The organism is Ruegeria sp. BJ3, from assembly GCF_056535665.1.
Genome location: NZ_JBQFIT010000002.1, coordinates 58909 through 79596, shown reverse-complemented (window position 1 = coordinate 79596; position 20688 = coordinate 58909). Strand labels below are relative to the sequence as shown.

The following is a 20688-nucleotide window of genomic DNA, read 5'->3' as shown; positions in this document are numbered from 1 at the left end:
CGAACGCACCCGGTCTTTGGGCCGGGTGCCTATTTGGCCCGCAGGTCGCCGGCCGATTGATCAAGGAACCAAGCATAGGTCTCGCGGATACCATCTTCGAGACCTATGCGTGCTTTCCAGCCCATCTCGGCCAACCGAGAAACGTCCATCAGCTTGCGCATCGTACCATCAGGCTTGGTGGTGTCCTGCGTGATCTGGCCGGAATACCCGGTAATTCTGGCGATCAGTGCGGCCAGTTCGGCAATCGAAACGTCCTGCCCGCAGCCCACGTTTATGTGGCTCAGCATGGGTTGCGTATTGGCCTGATACACGTCCTGCGGCAAATCCATTACGAACAGCGATGCCTCGGCCATGTCATCGACATGCAGGAATTCACGCCGCGGCTTCCCAGTTCCCCAGATCACCACTTCGCCCAACCCGTCGCGTTTGGCTTCGTGGAAGCGGCGGATCAGTGCTGGCAGAACATGGCTGTTCTCAGGGTGGAAATTGTCGCCCGGCCCATACAGGTTGGTCGGCATGACCGACCGGTAGTCGACCCCGTGCTGGCGGTTGTAGCTTTCGCACAGCTTGATTCCGGCGATCTTGGCGACCGCATAGGGTTCGTTCGTCGGCTCCAAAACACCCGTCAGCAACGCGTCTTCGCGCATCGGCTGCGCTGCTTCACGCGGGTAGATGCAGGAACTGCCCAGCTGCAAAAGACGCCGTACGCCGGCCGCAAAAGCCTGATGGATCACGTTGCACTCGATCATCAGATTTTCGTAAATGAAATCTGCAGGATACGTGTTGTTGGCGTGAATCCCCCCCACCTTGGCAGCGGCCAGGATCACGACGTCTGGTCGCTCGGCCTGCATGAAGGCGCGGACGGCCGCCTGATCGGTCAGATCCAATTCGGAATGGGTTCGGGTCACCAGTTCAAGCGCCTCACCATCAGCCTGGCGCGCCTTGAGCTGACGCAGGATTGCTCCACCCACCATGCCACGATGTCCGGCGATGTAGATCTTGCGCATTTCTGCCTCCTCAGCCGTTTTCCAGGCTGACCGGCAATTCGAACCCATGCTCTTTCAACAAGGCGTGGCGCTTGGCGGTTTTGAGGTCTTCCCGCACCATCTCTGCGCACATTTCCTGCACGGTCAGCTCCGGCTCCCATCCCAATTTGGCCTTGGCGTTCGACGGGTCACCCAGCAGAGTGTCCACCTCGGCGGGTCGGAAATACTGCGGGTCGATCCGCATGATCACGTCGCCGGGTTTCAGCGCTGGGGCGTTGTCGCCTTCAATCGCCGTCACCGTTGCGACCTCGTCGACACCGCTGCCCGAAAACTCCAAGGTGAGCCCAAGCTCGGCCGCCGACCATTCGATGAACTGGCGCACGGAATACTGCTTGCCGGTGGCAATAACGAAATCCTCGGGCTTGTCCTGCTGCAGCATCATCCACTGCATCCGCACGTAATCCTTGGCATGGCCCCAATCGCGCAGGCTGTCGATATTTCCCATGTAAAGACACTTCTCCAAGCCCTGGGCGATGTTGGCCAGACCACGCGTGATCTTACGGGTGACAAAGGTTTCGCCGCGGCGCGGGCTTTCGTGATTGAACAGGATTCCGTTGCAGGCATACATCCCGTACGCCTCACGGTAATTGACCGTGATCCAATACGAATACAGCTTGGCCACCGCGTAGGGCGAGCGGGGATAGAACGGGGTCGTTTCGCGCTGCGGAGTTTCCTGGACCAGCCCATAAAGTTCCGAAGTTGACGCCTGATAGAACCGGGTCTTGTTCTCAAGTCCCAGGAACCGGATCGCCTCAAGCAGACGCAGGGTGCCGATGGCATCGACATCCGCGGTGTATTCCGGAGACTCGAAACTGACGGCCACGTGAGATTGGGCGCCCAGGTTGTAGACTTCGTCGGGCTGAACCTCTTGGATGATGCGGGTCAGGTTCGAGGTATCGCTCAAATCGCCGTAGTGCAGCCGCAGCTTCGGATCAGGCTCGTGGGGGTCCTGATAGATGTGGTCGATCCGCTGGGTATTGAACGAGGATGCCCGACGCTTGATCCCGTGAACCTCATAGCCCTTTGCCAACAGAAATTCGGCCAGGTAAGACCCGTCCTGTCCGGTAATTCCGGTGATCAGCGCTTTTTTGGTCATCAGTTTGTTCCACCAGTTTCATGGACGCCCATTTGTCGCCCCAAAAACAGCAAGATGTCATGGAATGCAACCCGAGGCCACTGTCAGGCATTGAAACCGGCGGAAGTTTCTCCGAATGTGTGGCCGCCCGAGGTGGCATTGGTAACAAGGGAATTTGAATAATGCGTATTGCGATGATCGGCACCGGATATGTGGGTCTGGTGTCGGGTGTGTGCTTCTCGGATTTCGGCCATGACGTCATTTGCGTCGACAAGGCCGAAGCTAAGATCCAGATGCTGCAGGCCGGAAAGGTTCCGATCTACGAACCGGGGCTGGATGTTCTGATGGCCAAGAACGTGGCCGCCGGCCGGCTGAGCTTTACCACCGATCTGGCGAATGCGGTGAAGGGCGCGGATGCCGTCTTTATCGCCGTCGGGACACCAACCCGCCGCGGCGACGGCCATGCGGATCTGACCTATGTGATGGCAGCGGCCGAGGAAATCGCCCATGCGATGGATGGCTACACCGTGGTGGTGACCAAATCTACGGTTCCGGTCGGGACCAACCGTAAGGTTCAGGAAGTTGTCGCAGCAGCCAACCCCAAGGCAGACTTTGATGTCGCCTCGAACCCGGAATTCCTGCGCGAAGGCGCTGCGATCGACGATTTCATGCGTCCGGACCGCGTCGTTGTAGGGGTCGAGAACGACCGCGCCGCCGAGGTGATGGCCGAAATCTACCGCCCACTTTACCTGCGTGATTTTCCGATCCTGACGACGGATCTGGAAAGCGCCGAAATGATCAAATACGCGGCAAACGCCTTTCTCGCCACTAAGATCACATTCATCAACGAAATCGCAGGCCTGTGCGAGCGGGTCGGTGGCGACGTCAAGGAAGTGGCGCGCGGCATCGGCCTGGATGGGCGTATTGGAAACAAGTTCCTGCATGCCGGCCCCGGCTACGGCGGATCATGCTTTCCCAAGGACACCGCGGCGCTTGCGCGGATCGGACAGGAACATGCCTTCCCCATGCAAATCACCGAAACCGTCATGCGCGTGAATGACGAGGTCAAAAAACGCATGATCGCAAAGATCCGCGAAGCCTGCGACGACAGTTTCAACGGCAAGACTGTGGCGGTTCTCGGGGTGACGTTCAAACCCAACACCGACGACATGCGCGATGCTCCATCACTGACCATCGTGCCCGCCCTGATCGGTGGCGGCGCCAAAGTTCGCGTGGTCGACCCACAGGGCCGGTCCGAGGGTGAGGCTCTGCTGCCGGGTGTAGAGTGGGTCGAAGACCCGTATGCCGCAGCCAAGGACGCCGACGCTGTGGTGCTGTTGACCGAATGGAACGAGTTCCGCGCGCTGAACCTGATGCAGATGGCCGCTGAGATGAAATCTCCACGCATGGTCGACCTGCGCAACATCTATTCACGCGACAAGGTCAAGAAATCCGGTTTCGAAACCTACGTCGGGGTTGGACGCTAAGCGTCCAATCCCCTGGCCTCTCCTGGCTTTTGGGTTTCGAACCCGGATCAATCATAGAGCGGAACGGTGGCCTTGGCCCCAGCTGCCAGCGCCTTGCCCAGATCGCGCCGCACCTGTTCGTACAGGGCAAGCGACTCGTCAGAAAACAGGGTGACGGGCGGATCGACATGGATGAAGTTTCCCTGCCGGTCCTCTCCGCGCGCGACCATCGCGTAGTCGCGGTCCGCCACCAACTGCTTCGCATTCGGGCTGATATAGCGGATGGCCATCCCGATACGTCGATCGTCCGACCGGTTCGGACCCGAGCCATGAATGGTCAGCCCGTGGTGAAGTGACATCTGTCCGGGCGCCAGTTCGATATGGGTTTTGTCTTCCTCGGCCACTTCGACCGCAATCTCTTGCCCGCGCGACAACAGGTTGGTTTCGGAATAGGTGTCATTGTGCGGAAGTATTGGGTTCTTGTGGCTGCCCCGGACAAAATCCATGCAGCCGCTTTCCACGGTTGCCGGCGACAGGGCCAGCCAGGCCGTAACCTGATCCGGGGTCTCGCCCATCCCCCAATAGGTCAGGTCCTGATGCATGCCAACCGTCTGGACGGTGCGCGGCTCTTTGATGAAAAACTCGGCCGACCAGATCATGATGTCCGGACCCAAGACGCCTTCGACGGCATCCAGTATACGCGGATCCATAGCCAGTCGCGCCGCCAGCGGCATGACGAGGTGTGAATCCACGCGCTTGTAGGTATTCAGCGGCAATGGCAGATCGGCGGCCATCCAGTCGCGTTCAATCTGTTCGAGTTCCGAGCGCACCTGCGCGGCCTCGTCAGCAGACAGAATATCCAGCGGAAACAGGAAGCCGTCTTCCCAGTATTGCGCTGCTTGCGATGGGGTCAGTTTGTGCCGGGCCAGGTCTTGGATGTCGGGCATGGGTGCACCTTTTCGGATCGGTTCACGCACAGCCTAGCCGAACCGGTCTTGCGACGAGAACGCAAAGCCTTGCCTGTCAGGATAAGTTCAGCTTAGCCTGGTTGCCATGTCGACCCGCATCCCCTCTCTCAACTGGCTGCGCGTTTTCGAGGCCGCGGCCCGAACCGAGAGCTTTGCCCGTGCTGCCGCCCAGTTGAACATGTCGGCCGCCGCTGTAAGCCAGCAGGTCAAGGCGCTGGAAACTCGTCTGGGGACACCGCTGTTTCATCGACATGCCCATGCCGTCACTTTGACCGAGGCCGGGCGGGCCTATCTGCCGGTCGTGCAGCAATCGCTGGTGATGCTGGAATCGGCCACTACTGGCCTGTTCGGCCAGACCCGGGACCAACGGCTGTATGTCCAATCCGTGTTGTTGTTCGCGCAAGGGGTGCTTGCGGCCGGTCTGACCCAGTTCCAAGAATCCCATCCTCAGATCAACCTGTCCCTGACGACCGGGAACCGGATCACCGACTTCGCCAATCGTTTTACCGACCTGCAGATCGTGTTCGGCAACCCGACGCTGTTCGGGGCCGAGGGTGACATGCTGTTGACCGAGACCCTTTTTCCCGTGGCGCCACCGGACATTGCCGAACAGATCCGCACTCCACTGGATCTGGCCCGGTTTCCGCTGATCGAGGTTTCGACCCACAGGGCCAGCTGGCCGCATGTGTTCGAAGCCCTCAGGCTGCCGGCCGGGCAGGCCCAGTATTTCTTCGCGGACAACTCGGTGATGGCGGCCGAGCTATCCGCGCAAGGGGTCGGGATCGCCCTGGCCCGCGCGCCCGCGTCTGACCGGATCATGCGGATGTCGGGCCTGGTGCCGTGTCTGCCCGAGGTGGCCGTGCCGGGCCGGGATGCCTACCACCTGATCTACCCATCACGGGCCACATTGCGGCCGCCCGCGCGTGCGTTCCGCGAGTGGTTGCTGGACTATAGCGCGGCAGCCCAGACCCGATAACGGCCCTGCCCGGTCACTTCGCGGATCAACCCACGTTCGGTGAACTTGTCGAGATTGCGTTGCACGGCTGCACGCGAGGCTTGCGTCAACTCCTCGGCCAATGGCGCGGAAACCATGGGCCATGCGGTCAGCACATCGATCAGGACCGGCGGCGTCCGCCCGCTGAGATCCGTGGTGGCCTCGCGCGCCCGGGCCTCCCACGCGCTGACGCGATCCAGGTGCAGCAGCGCGGCCAAGGCCGCCTGCCCTGCCCCCCGAACCCAAGCGTTGAGTTTTTCCTCTGGCGTGCCGATGCCGCGCAGCGCCCCGGGGCCCGACAGTGCCAGCGGCATGAACAGTGCCCCGCCCCGACCCATCGTGGCCGCGTGCCGCGCAGCGATCACCGCTGCTTCGGTATCCTGTCCATTTCCTTGCGACAGCGCGCGCCAAGCGTGAAAGGCAATGGCCGACTGCGTGACAGGGTGCAGGGCTTGTGCGCTGTCCATCACTTCGGCCAAGTCCGCGACCGCTTCTGGAACTTCGTCTATCCCCTGAGCCATCCGGTCCAGAAAGGCGGCCAGTCCCGATTGCCAGCCGCCGTCCGACGGCCCTGCGCCCGAAGTCAGTCGCCGAACCGCCCAACCCGCCCGAAACAATGCTTGCACATCGTCCCCGGTGGCTCCGATGCGCAATCCGGTCCACAGGGCAAGCCGATCAACACTGATCCGGTCACCGGTCCACCACCCCAGGTCGGATACGTCCATCAGGGCCAGCCGGTGGGTCCACCCCTTTGGACCACTGCGCAGCCGCTCGTCCAGCGCCCCGAAGGTCAAGGCCAGATCCGCCAATCCCTGCGCCACTTCAGCTTGGGCGGCGCGCCAGTCCCGTGGGTCGAACAAAGCGCCCCGATCGGCACGCGGACCCGGCGGCAACATGTCCTCGGGCGCCACTACATCTTCGGGCGGAAGAAACCAAAGGTCTTCGTCGTCCGGCGGATCGACGTCATAGATACTGCGCGGCCCGTCCAGGACATCGTCCTCGTCCGGGTCCGGGTTCGTGGCCTTGGTCGTCATGCCATGCATTGTTCGGCCAATCGCACCGGTTCACAAGAGGTTTCGCACAAGGCGGCTCAGCCGGCGAATGTCTGAGCCAGATAATCCAGCTGCACGGTCAAATCGTTGTCCGGCCGGTTCCCCAACAGCATGTATCCGTATCCGTCCCTCGCCCACCGGGCCGTTGCAAGCCCGCTCAGGACTTCCTGTTTCAACGCTGCATTCGGCGCGCCATCGCCCTGACGGATCACACACAGCGCAAAGGGATTGCCATCAGCGTCGGCAAAAACGATCTGAACCAATGGTTTGCCCTTGAAGGACAAAACCTGCGCGGCCTTCAGTTCCAGCCCCGGCAAACCTTCAAGCGAATCCCGGTTCAACGGGCGGCCCAGTTTCTCTTCGGCCAATGAGATCTGGGCGTCGACGACCGCCGGCGGGTATTCGAGCGTTGCAATCGAATCCGGCGTGTAAAGCGATTGATACAAGGCCGCCTGTTCTGCCCATCCCATCGGTTGTGGGCGGGTCAGCCAAAATGTCAGAGATACGGCCAACACGGCCGCGGCAGCCGCGACGCCCAACAGGCGCCAGGGCCCCGCCGAAGCCGGAATCCTAGGCGGCAGTTCAACTTGTGGCGCGGCGGCGGGAATGTCACGGAACACCTCGCCAACCACCGGCGCAATCGGATCCAGATCCATCAGGCGCTGTTCCAGTTCCGGATCATCCTCAACAGCGGCCTCGATGGCATCGCTCTCCTCAGACCCCAATGAGCCTTGCAGATAGGCCTTTAGCGTATCGTCGGAAAAGGTCATGAGTCCCTCCGTCGGTCGGACGCACCGGCATCCTGCGGCATCGCAGCTTGCAGTTTCTTACGGGCATTGGAAAGCCGGCTCATGATCGTACCAATCGGAACCTCCAGCAACGCGGCGGCCTCGCGATAGCTGTAGCCCTCGACAAAGACCAGCATGACCGTTTCGCGTTGTGCCTCGGGCAGTTGCATCACCTGTGTAAACACTTCCCGCGCAAAAATATTCATTTCGGCGTCGGTACCCGGCGCGATCAATTCGGCGTCCGGCGTTGTGGCCAACCCCTGGGACTTGCGCACGGTCCGCGCCCGCAGCTCGTTCAACCAGATCGACCGGCAGATCGTCATCAACCACGAATCCAACCGATCAGTATGCGTAACCTGATGGCTTCGCTCCAACGCGCGCAGGCAAGTTGCCTGGGTCAGGTCGTCGGCAACATCCTGCGCCCCCGACAGAGCGAGCGCAAACCGCCAGACGCGTCTGGAATACGCCCCAATCGCCTGACGCACGGCCTGTTCCGAACTGTTGAGGTCATCACTGGGCACTTGGTCGATCCATGTTAAGGCACGCATCCCACGACGCCAGAACTGGCACAGACAGAGAAGAATTGAAAACGCTTTCTTTACGGTCGCTTGGCCTCAGCGTCCGACCGCCTCCTCGGACGCTCGCTTGGCAGCCACCAGCGCCAGCAGTTGGTCCTTGGTTCGTCCGATATGCGCGGACAGAAGCGCGCAGGCCTGCTCGACCTGCCCATCCCGGGCGAGGCGCAGCAATTCGCGATGCTCTTTGCGGGCCGGTTCGCGTTGTTGCATCACACTGAGATGCATTCGGATGTACCGGTCCGACTGCAGGCTCACGCGGTGCAGCAGCTCGTTGGTCAGGCTTCGGTTCGCGGCCGCGTAGAGGGCCGAGTGGTACTGATAGTTCAGCGCGCCCCACCGGCTGACGTCATTCGCGTCGTACGAGGCCTCCATCTGCTCCAACAAGTGTTCGCAGCGCGCGAAGTCAGATTGGGTCATCTGCGGAATTGCCCGGCGAAAGAGGTCGGTCTCCAACAGCGACCGCAGGTCGAAGATCTCGCCGATTTCGGACAGGGAATGGCGCGTGACCCGTGCCCCGCGATTGTTCGTCAGCTGCACCAGACCTTCGGCATCAAGCTGTTTCAGCGCCTCGCGCACCGGCATGCGCGACACGTCATAGTCTTCGGCCAATGCCTCCTGACGGATGGTTTCGCCTTCCGCCAGGTCACCGCTGAGAATGCGTTCACGCAAGTCGGACGCGATTGCATCGGGAAGGCTTTGACGGGTGATTGCACGTTTTGCTGCCAAGGGTCTGTCCGCATTTGCATTTTGGATACAAATATCCGCCCCGTGCCGCTTTTCCAACCGCCTATTGGGTTGAACAGGGCTAGGGTTCCCCGCTACCCATTTGGCAACTGAGATCAAACCGAGGGACAGACCATGAGCGAAACGGTACGGCTGACGCCCGAAGAAATGACCGACCTGAGCCTGAAGGTTCTGTCCCATGTGGGTTATGGCTCTGACCACGCTCAGGCGATCGCGGAACTTTTGACCACTTGCCAAATGGACGATTGCCAGTCGCACGGGCTGTTTCGCCTGTTCATGTGCGCCCAGACCATGCAGGCCGGCAAGATCGACGGCCATGCGCAGCCCCAGGTCGCCCCCTCGGAGAATGCCATCGTCCGTGTCGACGCGCAGGGCGGCATGTCGTTGCTGGCGTTCCAGAAAGGCCTGCCGCATCTAATCGAGAAGACCCGCACCCACGGGATCGCGGCCATGGCGATCAACCGCTGTTTTCATTTCTCCGCCCTGTGGCCCGAGGTCGAAGCCCTGTCGGTCGAGGGGCTTGCGGCCATGGCGATGGTACCCAGCCATTCCTGGGTGGCCCCTGCGGGGGGCACGCGCGGCAGCTTGGGCACCAACCCGCTGGCCTTCAGCTGGCCCCGCATGGGCCGGGACCCGTTCACCTTCGATTTCGCCACCAGCGCCTTCGCCCGCGGCGAGATCGAGCTGTACAAGCGCGCGGGCAAACCCCTGCCCGAAGGCGTGGCGATCGACAAGGACGGCAACCCCACGACCGACCCGCAAGCGGCGCTGGACGGCGCGATGCTGACCTTCGGCGGCTACAAGGGCTCGGCCCTGTCGATCATGATCGAGCTTCTGGCCGGCCCGCTGATCGACGACCTGACCAGCCTCGAGAGCATGGAGTTCGCCCAAGGAACAGGCGGCGCACCATACCACGGCGACATCATCATCGCCTTCGACCCCGACCAGTTCAGCGGCGGGCGGCGACAGGCCAACGACGCGCGGGCCGAGCGCCTGTTCGCCGATATCCTTGATCAGGGCGCGCGCCTGCCGTCACAGCGCCGCTTTGCCGCCCGCGCGCGCAACACCGCCCGGGGATATGCCGAGGTTTCCGCGCAACTGCATCACGACCTGCTGGCCCTTCTGGACTAGCGCCCCCAGGTGTCGCGCAGGCGGTAGCCTTGCGGCCAGGGGTCGTCGGGGTCCAGCATGTGCTGGTGGATGCCGGTGATCCATCCGCGGCCCGAGATCTCGGGCAGGATGGCGGGGCGGTCGCCAACATGGGTTGTGCCGAGTATACGGCCGGTAAACCGCGAACCGATGATCGAGACGGCCTCAAAGCTCTGGCCCGGCCGCATCTGCCCCCGCGCGGCCATCAGCGCCATGCGGGCCGAAACGGCGGTGCCGGTGGGAGAGCGGTCGACCTTGCCGGGCTGGATCGCCACCGCGGATTGGCCGGTCAGGCCGGTTTCGGTTTCGGCCAACGGTCCGCAGAAGGCACAGAACGAGATGTGATCCCAATCCGGGTTCTCGGGATGGACAAAGCCCAGCTGCGCGTTGGTGGCATCGGTGATCGCCACCCCCAGGCGGGCGATGTCGGCGGCCTCGTCCTCGGTGATGCGCAGCCCCAGCGCCGCCGCGTCGACCACCACGAAACTGTCCCCGCCATAGGCGGTGTCCACCGTCAGGGTCCCCAGCCCCTCGACCTCGAGCGGTGCGGCGAGGCGGTCGGCAAAGCTGGGCAGGTTCTGGACGAAGATCCGTTCGGCCTTACCGTTGCGGCATTCGGCCCGCACCTGCACCAGCCCGCCCGGCGCTTCGAGCGTCAGGTGGGTCTCCGGCTCGGTCATCGGCAGGATGCCCCCGTCCAGCAGCACCGTCGCCACGCAGATCGCGTTCGAGCCGGACATGGGCGGTGTGTCCTCGGGCTCCATGATGATGAAGGCGGCGTCGGCATCGGGGTGTTTGGGCGGCACCAGCAGGTTGACATGGCGGAACACCCCGCCGCGCGGCTCGTTCAGCATGAAGTTGCGCAGGGTCTGGTCGCGGGCGATGAAGCTGCGTTGCGCCCAGATCGTGTCGCCGGGCGGCGGGGCGACACCGCCGACGATCACATCCCCCACTTCACCCTCGGCATGGGCCGAGATCACGTGGATGGTCTTGCTGCTGCGCATCCCCCGCTCAGAACCGGGTGGCGGCGAAGGGATCGACCGGGATGGACGGATCGGTGCCGTCGATCAGCGCGCCCACCAGTTCGGCGGTCCCCGCCGACTGGGTCAGGCCCAGATGGCCGTGCCCGAAGGCGTAGATCAGGTTCGGCGATTTCGAAGACCGTCCGATCACCGGAATGCTGTCGGGCAGCGAGGGGCGGAACCCCATCCACTGCGTCCCGCCTTCGGTCTTCAACCCCGGTAGGAACTGGCGCGCCTTGTTCAGCAAGGTATCGGCGCGTTTGAAATTGGGTGGCAGGTCAAGCCCGCCCAGTTCGACCGCGCCGCCGATGCGCACACCGCCGTTGATCTTGGTGGCCACGAAAGCATGCCGCGAGAAGGCAAGGTGCAGCCGCAGGTCGAACGCGCCCGGCGGCAGGGTCGTGTTGTAGCCCCGCTCGGTCTCGAGCGGGATCCGGTCGCCCACCGTGCGGGTCAGGTGGTGCGACCACGCCCCGGCGGCCACGACCACCTTGCTGGCATCCGCCGCACCCTGGTCGAAGCGCACCCAGACGCCCGTGTCCGACAGCTCCAGCGCGCGCACGGCGCGCGTTTCGATCACCCCGCCACGGTCGCGGAACACCTGCGCCAGGTGCTCGACCCAGCGTTTGGGGTCGACGGTATTCCACCAATGCGGCGTGAACCCGGCATGGGTAAAACGCGGGCTGAGCCCGGGTTGAATCTCGGCGATCGCTTCGGGGCTTTCCAGCAGATCGAAGGCGATGCCATGCTGGCGACGCAACTCCCACGTGGGTAAGGCGGCGCGGAACTCGGCCGCGCTTTCGTACAACTGCATCTGCCCGTCGCGCTGCATCATCGCCTCGCCACCCGTGTCGGCGATCTGCCGTTCGGTCGCGGCCTGGCACAGACGCATCAGGTTGGCCTGCGCGGCGACCAGCGCTTGATACCGGCTGGGGCGACTGGCTCGCCAGAACCGCCACATCCATGGCGCGATCTGCCGGGCATAAGCGGGCGGGATCGACAGCGGCCCCAACGGATCGAGCAGCCATTTCGGGGCCTTCTTCATGATCCCGGGGGTGGCCAGAGGTTCGACCTCGGGGAAGGCGAACGCACCGGCATTCCCCGCCGAACTGCCTGCGGCCACGCCTTCGCGGTCCAGTACCTGAACCGTGTAACCGCGACGCTGCAATTCCAGTGCCGCGCTGATACCGACGACGCCGGCACCTATGATGATGACATCTTTCTTCATGTGATCTCTATACCCGAACGGAATGGATCGGCGGGATCAAAAATCAGGCGGCTTTCGGCCATCACGAAAGCCTGACCGGTGATCGAGGGGATCACCCCGCCGTTCGGACCCGGCTGATAGGATAGCCGATAGGGGCTGCCGATGACGCTGGCCTGTACGATTTCTTCACCCGGCGCCAAGCGCCCGTCAGCCGCAAGACACGCCAACCGCGCCGAACTGCCTGTGCCGCAGGGCGAGCGGTCATAGGCGTCGTCGGGGCACAGAACGAAGTTTCGGCTGTGGACGTCAGGGTCCGGCACGGCCTCTTGAAAGATCACATGATCGATCGGCTCGCCCGCTTCGCCGCCCACGCCCTGCGCGACCGAGGCCTGCCGAATGGCGACGCCCAGATCGGTCAGTTGCCGGATGTTCGCGGGCTCGACCGGCACCGGGCTGGGATCGACAATAAAGAACCAGTTGCCGCCATAGGCCACATCACCTGTAACCGGCCCGAAATCCGGAACCTCGATCGTCACGGCCTGATGCACCCGCCGGCTTTCGATGTTGGTTACTGTCACTGTGTTGGGATCGTGCAGCTCCACCGTGACCACTCCCGCTGGGGTTTCGATCCGGTGGATGCCAACACCGATCCGCCCAAGATGGGCCAGCGTCACGGTCAACCCAATCGTGCCATGCCCGCACATGCCAAGCACCGCATCCACGTCGAAGAAGATCACCCCGGTCACGCAGGACGGATCGACCGAAGGCACCAGCAGCGCCCCCACCATCGCTGGCTGACCGCGCGGCTCCAGCATGACCGAGCGCCAGAACGGGCGGTGCTGGGTCGCCAAAAGCCCTGCGCGTTCGGACAGAGGACCGCTGCCCAGATCGGGCGCGCCGTCCAGAATCACGCGCGTGGGCTCTCCGCCGGTATGGCTGTCGATCACATGCACGCGGCAATCACCCCGCCTTGCCTTGACCAGTCTGCAAACCAGGCGCGGAACAAGCCGTACTGCTGTTCGCAATAGTGGCGCTGCGCATCCGTCAGCGCGTCGGTTTCATTGAAGTGCAAGCGGTATTCATCCTCGCCGTTCAGCACCAGGAGGTGCTTGTAATACAGAACCAGATCGGGGCCTTCGTCGAAACTGGACAGCACGTCGATGGCCTCTGTCAACTCCTGTGCGCGCTGGCGGGCCTCGGCGTTGCCAGAAGCCGCTTTTTTCGACAAAGCAGTAAGCAGCAGAACCTCTTTGGGCAGTACATTACCGATGCCAGTGATCGCGCCGGTTGCGCCGCAATTGACGATGCCATGGTAGACCGCCGTATCGACCCCCACCATCAGCGTCACCTGGTCATCACGGCTGGTGATGTTCTCAGCCGCATAGCGCAGATCGTCCTTGCCACCGAATTCCTTGAAGCCCATCAGATTGGAGTGCTCGGCCCGCAGCGCAAAGAAGAGGTCGGCGCGTGTGGCGAATCCATAATACGGACTGTTGTAGATGACCGCCGGAATATCCGGTGCCGCCGACAGGATGGCCTTGAAATGGTTGCGCTGCGCCGTGACCGAACTGCCGCGCGACAGGACCCGCGGGATAACCATCAGCCCAGCTGCACCCACCTTTTGCGCATGCGCTGCATGCGCCACGGCGGATTGCGTGTTGACCGCCCCGGTGCCCACCACCACGGGCAGGCCCGCGCCGATCAACCGCTCGACCCCTTCCATCCGCTGTTCGTCGGTCAGCAGCGGCCAGTCGCCCATCGACCCGCAGTAGACGACCGCGGACATACCCGCCTCGATCATCTGCCGACCCTTTCGCACCAAGGCGTCAAAGTCGGGCTGACGGTCGGGCGTACAAGGGGTCATGAGCGCCGGCATGGTGCCGGTAAAGACGTCGGGTGACATGTGGCCGATCCTTTCCAAGTTGCCCGCGTCCTTCGCCGGGCGGTCAGATTTACTGTCTCAGTCCCGCAGTATCGGTTTTTGTATCCAAAATCCATCCGATTCGTCTGACAAAAGAAAAACGCGCCAGGCAGATTGCCCGGCGCGTTGACACTCTCCAACTGAACAGCGGTTCAGCGCAACCGCATCCCGCTTTCCGGGTCGAACAGCATGGCCCGTTCAGGCCGGACCGAGATTCCGATCCGTTCTCCCGTTTTGCTGCGCTGGTCGTCCCGCTCTTCGACGATCAGCTTGTCGCCGTTGGGCGTCAGCAAATAACTGTAGGAGACGCCGCCAAGCGCCTCGGTCAGATCGACAGTACAGGTGTCGCCGGATCGATCCACGGCAATATGTTCCGGACGGATCCCCAGGATCACCTTCCTGGCATCGGTCGGCACGCCATTGGTGACGGGGATCGAGTCCGTCAGAGCGGGGTGGCGCACCGTTCCATCGACGACATCGCATTCCAAAAAGTTCATTGCGGGCGAGCCGATGAACCCCGCCACGAACCGGTTGTCGGGGTCGCGATACAGATCCATCGGAGCGCCGACCTGCTCGATCCGGCCATCGCGCAGCACGACGATCTTGTCGGCCATGGTCATCGCCTCGACCTGGTCGTGGGTGACGTAGATCATCGTCGCGCCGATCTCCTGGTGCAGACGGGCGATCTCAACCCGCATTTCCACGCGCAACTCGGCATCAAGGTTCGACAGCGGCTCGTCAAACAGAAAGACCTCGGGGCCGCGCACGATGGCCCGGCCGATGGCGACCCGCTGACGCTGACCCCCCGACAAAGCCTTGGGCTTGCGCTTGAGATACGGGTCCAGTTTCAGGATTTCCGACGCTTCGGCCACCTTCTTGTCGATCTCGGCCTTGGGCACACCGTTCATGCGCAGACCAAAGCCCATGTTCTCGGCCACGGACATGTGCGGATACAAGGCATAGGTCTGGAACACCATCGCGACACCGCGCTTGGCCGGGTCCATGTGGGTCACATCGCGCTGACCGATACGGATTTCGCCCTCGGTGGTTTCCTCCAGCCCGGCGATCATCCGCAACAGGGTGGATTTGCCACAGCCCGACGGCCCGACGAAAACGCAGAACTCGCCGTCCTCGATTTCCAGATCAATGCCGTGAATGACCTGGGTCTGGCCATAACGCTTGATTGCGCCCTTCAGGGTAACGCCTGTCATGATGCTTGCATCCTGTCCTTGCGGCCCTCGGGGAACCGCCATGCTTCGGCTTCGGCCCCGATCTGGTCGGCCGATCGCCGAACCCGAGGGACCCATTTCTTCAACTGGTCGAAATCCATGCGCTGGGTCGATCCGGTAATCGAGATCGCCCCCAGCACCCGCCCGCCCGATGTCAGGATCGGGCAGGCCACGCAGATGATGCCGGGCTCGTGCTCTTCATCATCCATGGCGAACCCCCGTTCGCGGATCCGGGCCAAATCCGCCCGCAGCACCTCCTCCGAGGTCAGCGTCTTGTCGGTAAAGCGGTGAAAGCTTTGCTGCGAGATCGCCTTGTCCAGCCGGTCATCATCCAGAAAGGCGAGCATCGCCTTTCCCACACCGGTGCAATAAGCCGGGCCAACTTTTCCGGCCTCGGAATACATCTCGACCGGGTTTTTGGCATTGCGCTTGTCCACATACAGAACCTGACTGGAATCAAGCTGCGCAAGGTGCACCGTCTCGCCGGTTTCCAGGCTCAGCCCATCCAGGATCGGCCGCGCGATCGGCGCGAGCGAGCTTTGCGTCCACGCCGAATGCGCCAGCCGCACCAGCCGCAGCCCCGGCGAATAGGTCTGCCGGTCTGGGTCGTAAGACAACATGCCCTGATTGGTCAGCGACTGCAGAAACCGGTACAGGGACGCCTTGGGAAAGCTGCTGCTTTCCAGCAATTCGGCAAACCGCACAGGCCGGCCGAACGCCGCGACCTGTTCCAGCACGTCACATGCTTTGCCGATGGTTCCGTCACCTGCCACGGGTCTGATTTCTCCTCCACTTCCCCTTGCGGACGGGCCGCGAGGGTATTGACAAGCCTAGCCGATTCGATGTGTAGTTTTCAATATATAAAACTTGGTTTCACTATTTGGAACCACTGAATGGAAGCTAAGGGAGGAAACCATGCATTCCATGTTCAAGCGCACTGCGGCGGCTCTGGCGGCCAGTGTGGCACTTGCAGCGCCCGTTTCGGCAGAACTGACCGGCGAGCTGCGAATCTTCCTCGACACATCGAATCCGGCGCCGCGCGCGACGATGGAAGCGATGATCGAGCGGTTCGCGGCTCAGCACCCGGGTCTGGAAATCGAGACCACGGTCATCGACCGCGAGGCGTACAAGACCCAGATCCGCAACTTCCTGACGGCGGATACGCCCGACGTTGCGACCTGGTACGCGGCCAACCGCATGAAGCCTTATGTCGAGGCCGGACTGTTCGAAGATGTATCGGACCTGTGGGCCGAGCCGGAAATCGCCGAAAACCTGGCCTCGACCAAGGGCGCGATGACCATCGACGGCAAGCAGTGGGGCGTGCCCTACACCTACTATCAGTGGGGCGTCTACTACCGCAAAGATATCTTTGACGAGCTGGGCCTGTCCGAGCCGACCACCTGGGAAGAAGAGCTGGCCAACTGCCAGAAGATCGTCGACTCGGGTCGCGCCTGCTATACCATCGGCACCAAGTTCCTGTGGACGGCTGGCGGCTGGTTCGACTACCTGAACATGCGCACCAACGGCTTCGACTTCCACCAGCAACTGGCCAATGGCGAAGTCAGCTGGGAAGACGACCGGGTCAAGCAGACCTTCGCCAACTGGAAGCAGCTGATCGACATGGGCGCTTTCATCGACAACCACCAGACCTACAGCTGGCAAGAGGCCCTGCCCTTCATGGTTCAGGGTGATGCAGCAGCTTATCTGATGGGCAACTTCGCGGTGGCGCCGCTGCGCGAGGCCGGTCTGACCGACGACCAGCTGGACTTCTACCAGTTCGTCGCGATCAACCCCGATGTCGAGCTGGCCGAGGATGCGCCAACCGACACGTTCCACATCCCGGCGAACGCGTCGAACAAAGAAGCCGCGCGCGAGTTCCTGCGTTTTGTTGTTTCGGCTGACGAGCAGACCGAAATCAACAACGGCAAGAACCTCGGACAACTGCCCGTCAACGCCAAATCCTCGGTGGATGACGACAAGTTCCTGCAGGAAGGCTTCAAGATGCTGTCGACCAACAGCCCTGGCGGCGTCGCCCAGTTCTGGGACCGCGACGCGCCGGCGGAAATGGCCAAAGTGTCGATGGAAGGCTTCCAGGAATTCATGGTCAAGCCGGACAACCTGGACAGCATCCTGGCCAAGCTGGAACGCGCACGTCAACGCATCTACGACAACTGATCGGGTGGTGGCCGGGGCAACCCCGGCCACGCCGTAGCCAAACGCAGGACGGGCACGATCCCGTCCTGCCCATTCCAAACCGGGATTGACCATGACCGCTGTCGACGTCACCGAACACGAAAGCTGGTTCCACAGAAATCAGCAACGTATCGCACCCTGGCTGTTTCTGGCTCCGGGCGTGCTGTTCTTCATGGTCTACGTGATCATCCCCGTATTCCAGTCCTTCAACCTGTCACTTTACGAATGGGACGGGCTGGGCGCGGCCGAATATGTCGGTATGCGCAACTATGAGGACCTGTATTGGGAATGGGTCGACCGTGACGCCTTCTATGTCTCGCTGAAGAACAATCTGATCTGGCTGATCATGTACCTGCTGGCGATCCCGGCAGGCCTGTTCATCGCACTGTTCCTCAACCAGACTGTCTGGGGAATCCGGTTGTACAAATCCTTGTTCTTCTTTCCCTTCGTCATCAGCCAGGTCGTTGTCGGGCTGGTCTTCACCTGGTTCTACGACCCCACATTCGGGCTGCTGAACGAGCTTTTGGGCTTGGTCGGGCTGGGCCCTGTGAACGTCCTGGGTGACGAACGGTTCGTAACCTACGGCATCATTTTCGCGGGCCTCTGGCCGCAGACCGCCTATTGCATGATCCTGTATCTGACCGGCCTGAACGCCGTGGACCCCGAACAGATCGAGGCCGGCCGGCTGGACGGCGCCAAGGGCGGACGGATGCTGTGGCACATCATCCTGCCGCAACTGCGCCCGGCAACCTTCATCGCCTTCGTGGTGACCATCATCGGCGCGCTGCGCTCGTTCGACCTGATCTCGATCATGACGCAGGGCGGGCCGTTCGGATCAAGCCGCGTGCTAGCCTATTACATGTTCGAGGTCGCCCTGTCGGAATACGGGTTCCGCATGGGCTATGGCGCGGCCATCGCCGTGATCCTGTTCCTGATCATGCTGTGCTTCATCGCCTACTTCCTGTGGTCGATGTACCGCGAAGAAAAGGGGCACTGAGATGTTTCCCAAACCGATCGAAAAACAACCCCGCGCGGCGCAGATTTCCTATCAGGCGATGCTGCCGGTCGCCCTTCTGCTGTGGCTCGGCCCGCTGCTGGCGGTGGCCCTGTTTTCCATCAAGCCCGAGGCGGATTTCACCAACGCCAACTACTGGGGTCTGCCCTCCAGCTTTGAAGGCGCCAGGAACTATGGTCAGGTGTTCTTCAACTCGGACATGCCGCGCTATCTGCTGAACTCGTTCCTGATCACGGTGCCCACGGTAATCGGCGCGGTGGCGCTCAGCTGCATGACCGGATTTGCGCTGGGGATATACAAGTTCAAGTCGAACCTGTGGATCTTCTTCATGTTCGTGGCGGGCAACTTCGTGCCCTTCCAGATCCTGATGGTGCCGGTGCGCGATCTGACGCTGGACTTGGGGCTCTACAACACGAAAACCGGCCTGGTGCTGTTCCACATCGCGTTCCAGACGGGGTTCTGCACGCTGTTCATGCGCAACTTCATCCGCGCCCTGCCCTTTGAGTTGATCGAGGCCGCCCGGGTCGAGGGCATCAGCGAATGGCGCATCTTCTGGTACGTCGTCCTGCCGCTGATGAAGCCCGCGATCGCCGCGCTCAGCGTGCTGATCTTCACCTTCATCTGGAACGACTATTTCTGGGCCGTCGTGCTGACCCAGGGGGCCGAGAGCCAACCCGTCACCGCCGGGATCACCAGCTTCAACGCGCAGTTCCGCGCAGCGTATCACTTGATGAGTGCCGGCTCGATCGTCGCGGCCCTGCCGCCGGTGGCCATGTTCTTTCTGATGCAGAAACACTTCATCGCGGGTCTGACCCTCGGTGCCGTAAAATAACGCCTAGTCAAGGTTTACAGTCATGACCAAGATCACCTTCATCGGTGCAGGTTCCACGATTTTCATGCAAAACATCGTGGGCGATGCCCTGCTGACCCCGTCGCTGGCCGACAGCCATTTTGCCCTGATGGACATCGACCCCGAGCGTCTGGCCGAAAGCGAAACCGTCGCGCGCGCGATGATCCGCTCGGTCGGGACCGGCGCGACCGTGTCCACCCATACCGACCGCCGCGCGGCGCTGGACGGGGCCGATTTCGTCATCACCGCCTTCCAGATCGGCGGCTACAAACCCTGCACCGTCACCGATTTCGAGATCCCCAAGCAATATGGCTTGCGCCAGACCATCGCCGACACGCTGGGCGTGGGCGGCATCATGCGCGGCCTGCGCACCGTGCCCGTCCTGTGGGATGTGGCCCGCGACATGGCGCAGCTGTGCCCGGATGCCACGCTGCTGCAATACGTCAACCCGATGGCCATCAACACCTGGGCGCTGGCCGAACGGTTCCCGGCACTGAAACATGTGGGTCTGTGCCACTCGGTCCAGAACACGGTCGAGGAACTGGCCCATGACCTGGACCTGCCCAAGGATGAAATCCGCTATCGCGTTGCGGGCGTGAACCATGTGGCGTTTTTCCTGCGGCTGGAACATCAGGGCCGCGACCTGTATCCGGCGCTGCGCCTTGGCTATCACGCGGGCCAGTTGCCCAAGGCGCCGCTGCTGATGCCGCGCTGTCCGAACAAGGTGCGGTACGAGGTGATGGATCACCTGGGCTATTTCTGCACCGAAAGCTCGGAACACCTGGCCGAGTATGTCCCGTGGTTCATCAAGGACGGGCGTCAGGACTTGATCGACCAGTTCCAGATCCCGCTGGACGAATACCCCACCCGCTGCGAGGAACAGGTCGCGAACTGGAAGGAACAGGCCAAGACCTTGACCGACGGGCGCGACATCGAAGTGATCCGCAGCCACGAATTCGCCGCCGACCTTATGAACGCAATCGTCACCGACACGCCCTATGTCGCCTATGGCAACCTGCCCAATACCGGGCAGATCCCGCAGCTGCCGCTGGGCGCGGCGGTCGAAACGCCCTGCCTGGTCGACAGCAACGGCGTGCAGCCCTCGGTCGTGACCGGCATCCCGCCGCAGCTGGTCGCCCTGATGCGCAGCCAGATCAACGTGCAGGAACTGACCGTGCGCGCCCTGGTCGAGGAAAACCCCGAACACATCTACCACGCCGCCATGATGGACCCGCACACCGCTGCCGAACTGGACCTGCGCCAGATCCGCAGCCTGGTAAGTGACCTGCTGACCGCCCATGCCGACTGGCTGCCGGATTGGTGCCGTCCGGCCCGCGCGGCCTGATCATCCGGCAAACACACAAGAAAACCACGACCCAATACGAAAAAGA

At 62.3% G+C, this 20688-nt stretch carries 20 protein-coding genes; 7 read left to right on the top strand and 13 right to left on the bottom strand.

Annotated features, from left to right (window positions below; translation table 11 throughout):
* Positions 1-29: 29 nt before the first annotated feature.
* Together fcl and gmd are read right to left on the bottom strand one after the other, a co-directional pair.
* Positions 30-1007 (bottom strand): GDP-L-fucose synthase, encoded by a 978-nt coding sequence (gene fcl, locus ACR3EL_RS17815; protein WP_170341877.1) that lies wholly within the window; start codon positions 1005-1007, stop codon positions 30-32.
* A 10-nt stretch (positions 1008-1017) separates the two neighbouring features.
* Positions 1018-2142, bottom strand: a complete 1125-nt coding sequence (gmd, locus tag ACR3EL_RS17810; protein WP_170341875.1) for a GDP-mannose 4,6-dehydratase — start codon at positions 2140-2142, stop codon at positions 1018-1020.
* A gap of 161 nt (positions 2143-2303) precedes the next feature.
* Here gmd and ACR3EL_RS17805 point away from each other — a divergent pair, with 161 nt between their 5' ends.
* Positions 2304-3608, top strand: coding sequence for a UDP-glucose dehydrogenase family protein (locus tag ACR3EL_RS17805; protein WP_093963136.1), 1305 nt, complete (start codon positions 2304-2306; stop codon positions 3606-3608).
* Positions 3609-3655: 47 nt separating this feature from the next.
* Here the strand turns inward: ACR3EL_RS17805 and ACR3EL_RS17800 are convergent, their stop codons facing one another.
* On the bottom strand, positions 3656-4534 hold the full coding sequence (locus ACR3EL_RS17800; RefSeq protein WP_170341873.1) for a phytanoyl-CoA dioxygenase family protein: 879 nt from the start codon (positions 4532-4534) through the stop codon (positions 3656-3658).
* Between the two features lie 106 nt (positions 4535-4640).
* Between ACR3EL_RS17800 and ACR3EL_RS17795 the strand changes: the two genes are divergently transcribed.
* Positions 4641-5531, top strand: coding sequence for a LysR substrate-binding domain-containing protein (locus ACR3EL_RS17795; protein WP_170341871.1), 891 nt, complete (start codon positions 4641-4643; stop codon positions 5529-5531).
* Here ACR3EL_RS17795 and ACR3EL_RS17790 read toward each other — a convergent pair.
* The 4 genes from ACR3EL_RS17790 to ACR3EL_RS17775 form a co-directional block, all read right to left on the bottom strand.
* Positions 5504-6583: a helix-turn-helix domain-containing protein gene (locus ACR3EL_RS17790; RefSeq protein WP_170341869.1), complete on the bottom strand. Its 1080-nt coding sequence runs from the start codon at positions 6581-6583 to the stop codon at positions 5504-5506. The two genes, ACR3EL_RS17795 and ACR3EL_RS17790, sit on opposite strands and share 28 nt — an antisense overlap.
* A gap of 56 nt (positions 6584-6639) precedes the next feature.
* Positions 6640-7371, bottom strand: coding sequence for a hypothetical protein (locus tag ACR3EL_RS17785; RefSeq protein WP_170341867.1), 732 nt, complete (start codon positions 7369-7371; stop codon positions 6640-6642).
* Entirely contained in the window at positions 7368-7910 is a 543-nt protein-coding gene (locus tag ACR3EL_RS17780) for an RNA polymerase sigma factor (protein WP_254920162.1), read from the bottom strand. The genes ACR3EL_RS17785 and ACR3EL_RS17780 overlap by 4 nt, the downstream gene beginning before the upstream one ends.
* A gap of 93 nt (positions 7911-8003) precedes the next feature.
* Positions 8004-8693, bottom strand: coding sequence for a GntR family transcriptional regulator (locus tag ACR3EL_RS17775; RefSeq protein ID WP_170341865.1), 690 nt, complete (start codon positions 8691-8693; stop codon positions 8004-8006).
* 132 nt (positions 8694-8825) lie between these two features.
* Between ACR3EL_RS17775 and ACR3EL_RS17770 the strand changes: the two genes are divergently transcribed.
* Positions 8826-9842: an Ldh family oxidoreductase gene (locus ACR3EL_RS17770; protein WP_170369395.1), complete on the top strand. Its 1017-nt coding sequence runs from the start codon at positions 8826-8828 to the stop codon at positions 9840-9842.
* Here the strand turns inward: ACR3EL_RS17770 and ACR3EL_RS17765 are convergent.
* The 6 genes from ACR3EL_RS17765 to ACR3EL_RS17740 form a co-directional block, all read right to left on the bottom strand.
* Complete coding sequence (locus tag ACR3EL_RS17765) at positions 9839-10864, bottom strand: trans-3-hydroxy-L-proline dehydratase (protein ID WP_170341861.1); 1026 nt, start codon at positions 10862-10864, stop codon at positions 9839-9841. The two genes, ACR3EL_RS17770 and ACR3EL_RS17765, sit on opposite strands and share 4 nt — an antisense overlap.
* Before the next feature lie 7 nt (positions 10865-10871).
* Positions 10872-12110, bottom strand: a complete 1239-nt coding sequence (locus ACR3EL_RS17760) for an NAD(P)/FAD-dependent oxidoreductase (protein ID WP_480722494.1) — start codon at positions 12108-12110, stop codon at positions 10872-10874.
* Positions 12107-13042: a 4-hydroxyproline epimerase gene (locus tag ACR3EL_RS17755; RefSeq protein WP_480722493.1), complete on the bottom strand. Its 936-nt coding sequence runs from the start codon at positions 13040-13042 to the stop codon at positions 12107-12109. Before ACR3EL_RS17755 ends, ACR3EL_RS17760 begins: the two co-directional genes overlap by 4 nt.
* Positions 13033-13992 carry a dihydrodipicolinate synthase family protein gene (locus ACR3EL_RS17750; RefSeq protein ID WP_480722492.1) on the bottom strand — a complete coding sequence of 320 codons (960 nt, stop codon included), beginning with the start codon at positions 13990-13992 and terminating at the stop codon, positions 13033-13035. Before ACR3EL_RS17750 ends, ACR3EL_RS17755 begins: the two co-directional genes overlap by 10 nt.
* A gap of 170 nt (positions 13993-14162) precedes the next feature.
* Positions 14163-15221, bottom strand: a complete 1059-nt coding sequence (locus tag ACR3EL_RS17745; RefSeq protein ID WP_170341853.1) for an ABC transporter ATP-binding protein — start codon at positions 15219-15221, stop codon at positions 14163-14165.
* Positions 15218-16012 (bottom strand): IclR family transcriptional regulator, encoded by a 795-nt coding sequence (locus ACR3EL_RS17740; RefSeq protein WP_170341851.1) that lies wholly within the window; start codon positions 16010-16012, stop codon positions 15218-15220. Before ACR3EL_RS17740 ends, ACR3EL_RS17745 begins: the two co-directional genes overlap by 4 nt.
* Positions 16013-16154: 142 nt before the next feature.
* On the opposite strand from ACR3EL_RS17740, the gene ACR3EL_RS17735 reads away from it, so the two are divergent.
* The 4 genes from ACR3EL_RS17735 to melA all read left to right on the top strand — a co-directional run bounded on the left by ACR3EL_RS17735 (position 16155) and on the right by melA (position 20642).
* Positions 16155-17414, top strand: coding sequence for an ABC transporter substrate-binding protein (locus ACR3EL_RS17735; RefSeq protein WP_093963148.1), 1260 nt, complete (start codon positions 16155-16157; stop codon positions 17412-17414).
* A gap of 91 nt (positions 17415-17505) precedes the next feature.
* A complete protein-coding gene (locus ACR3EL_RS17730) occupies positions 17506-18429 on the top strand; it encodes a carbohydrate ABC transporter permease (RefSeq protein WP_170341260.1) in 924 nt (307 codons plus the stop codon).
* Between the two features lies 1 nt (position 18430).
* Positions 18431-19279 (top strand): carbohydrate ABC transporter permease, encoded by an 849-nt coding sequence (locus tag ACR3EL_RS17725; protein WP_093963150.1) that lies wholly within the window; start codon positions 18431-18433, stop codon positions 19277-19279.
* A gap of 22 nt (positions 19280-19301) precedes the next feature.
* Positions 19302-20642, top strand: a complete 1341-nt coding sequence (melA, locus tag ACR3EL_RS17720) for an alpha-glucosidase/alpha-galactosidase (RefSeq protein WP_170341846.1) — start codon at positions 19302-19304, stop codon at positions 20640-20642.
* Positions 20643-20688: the final 46 nt, after the last annotated feature.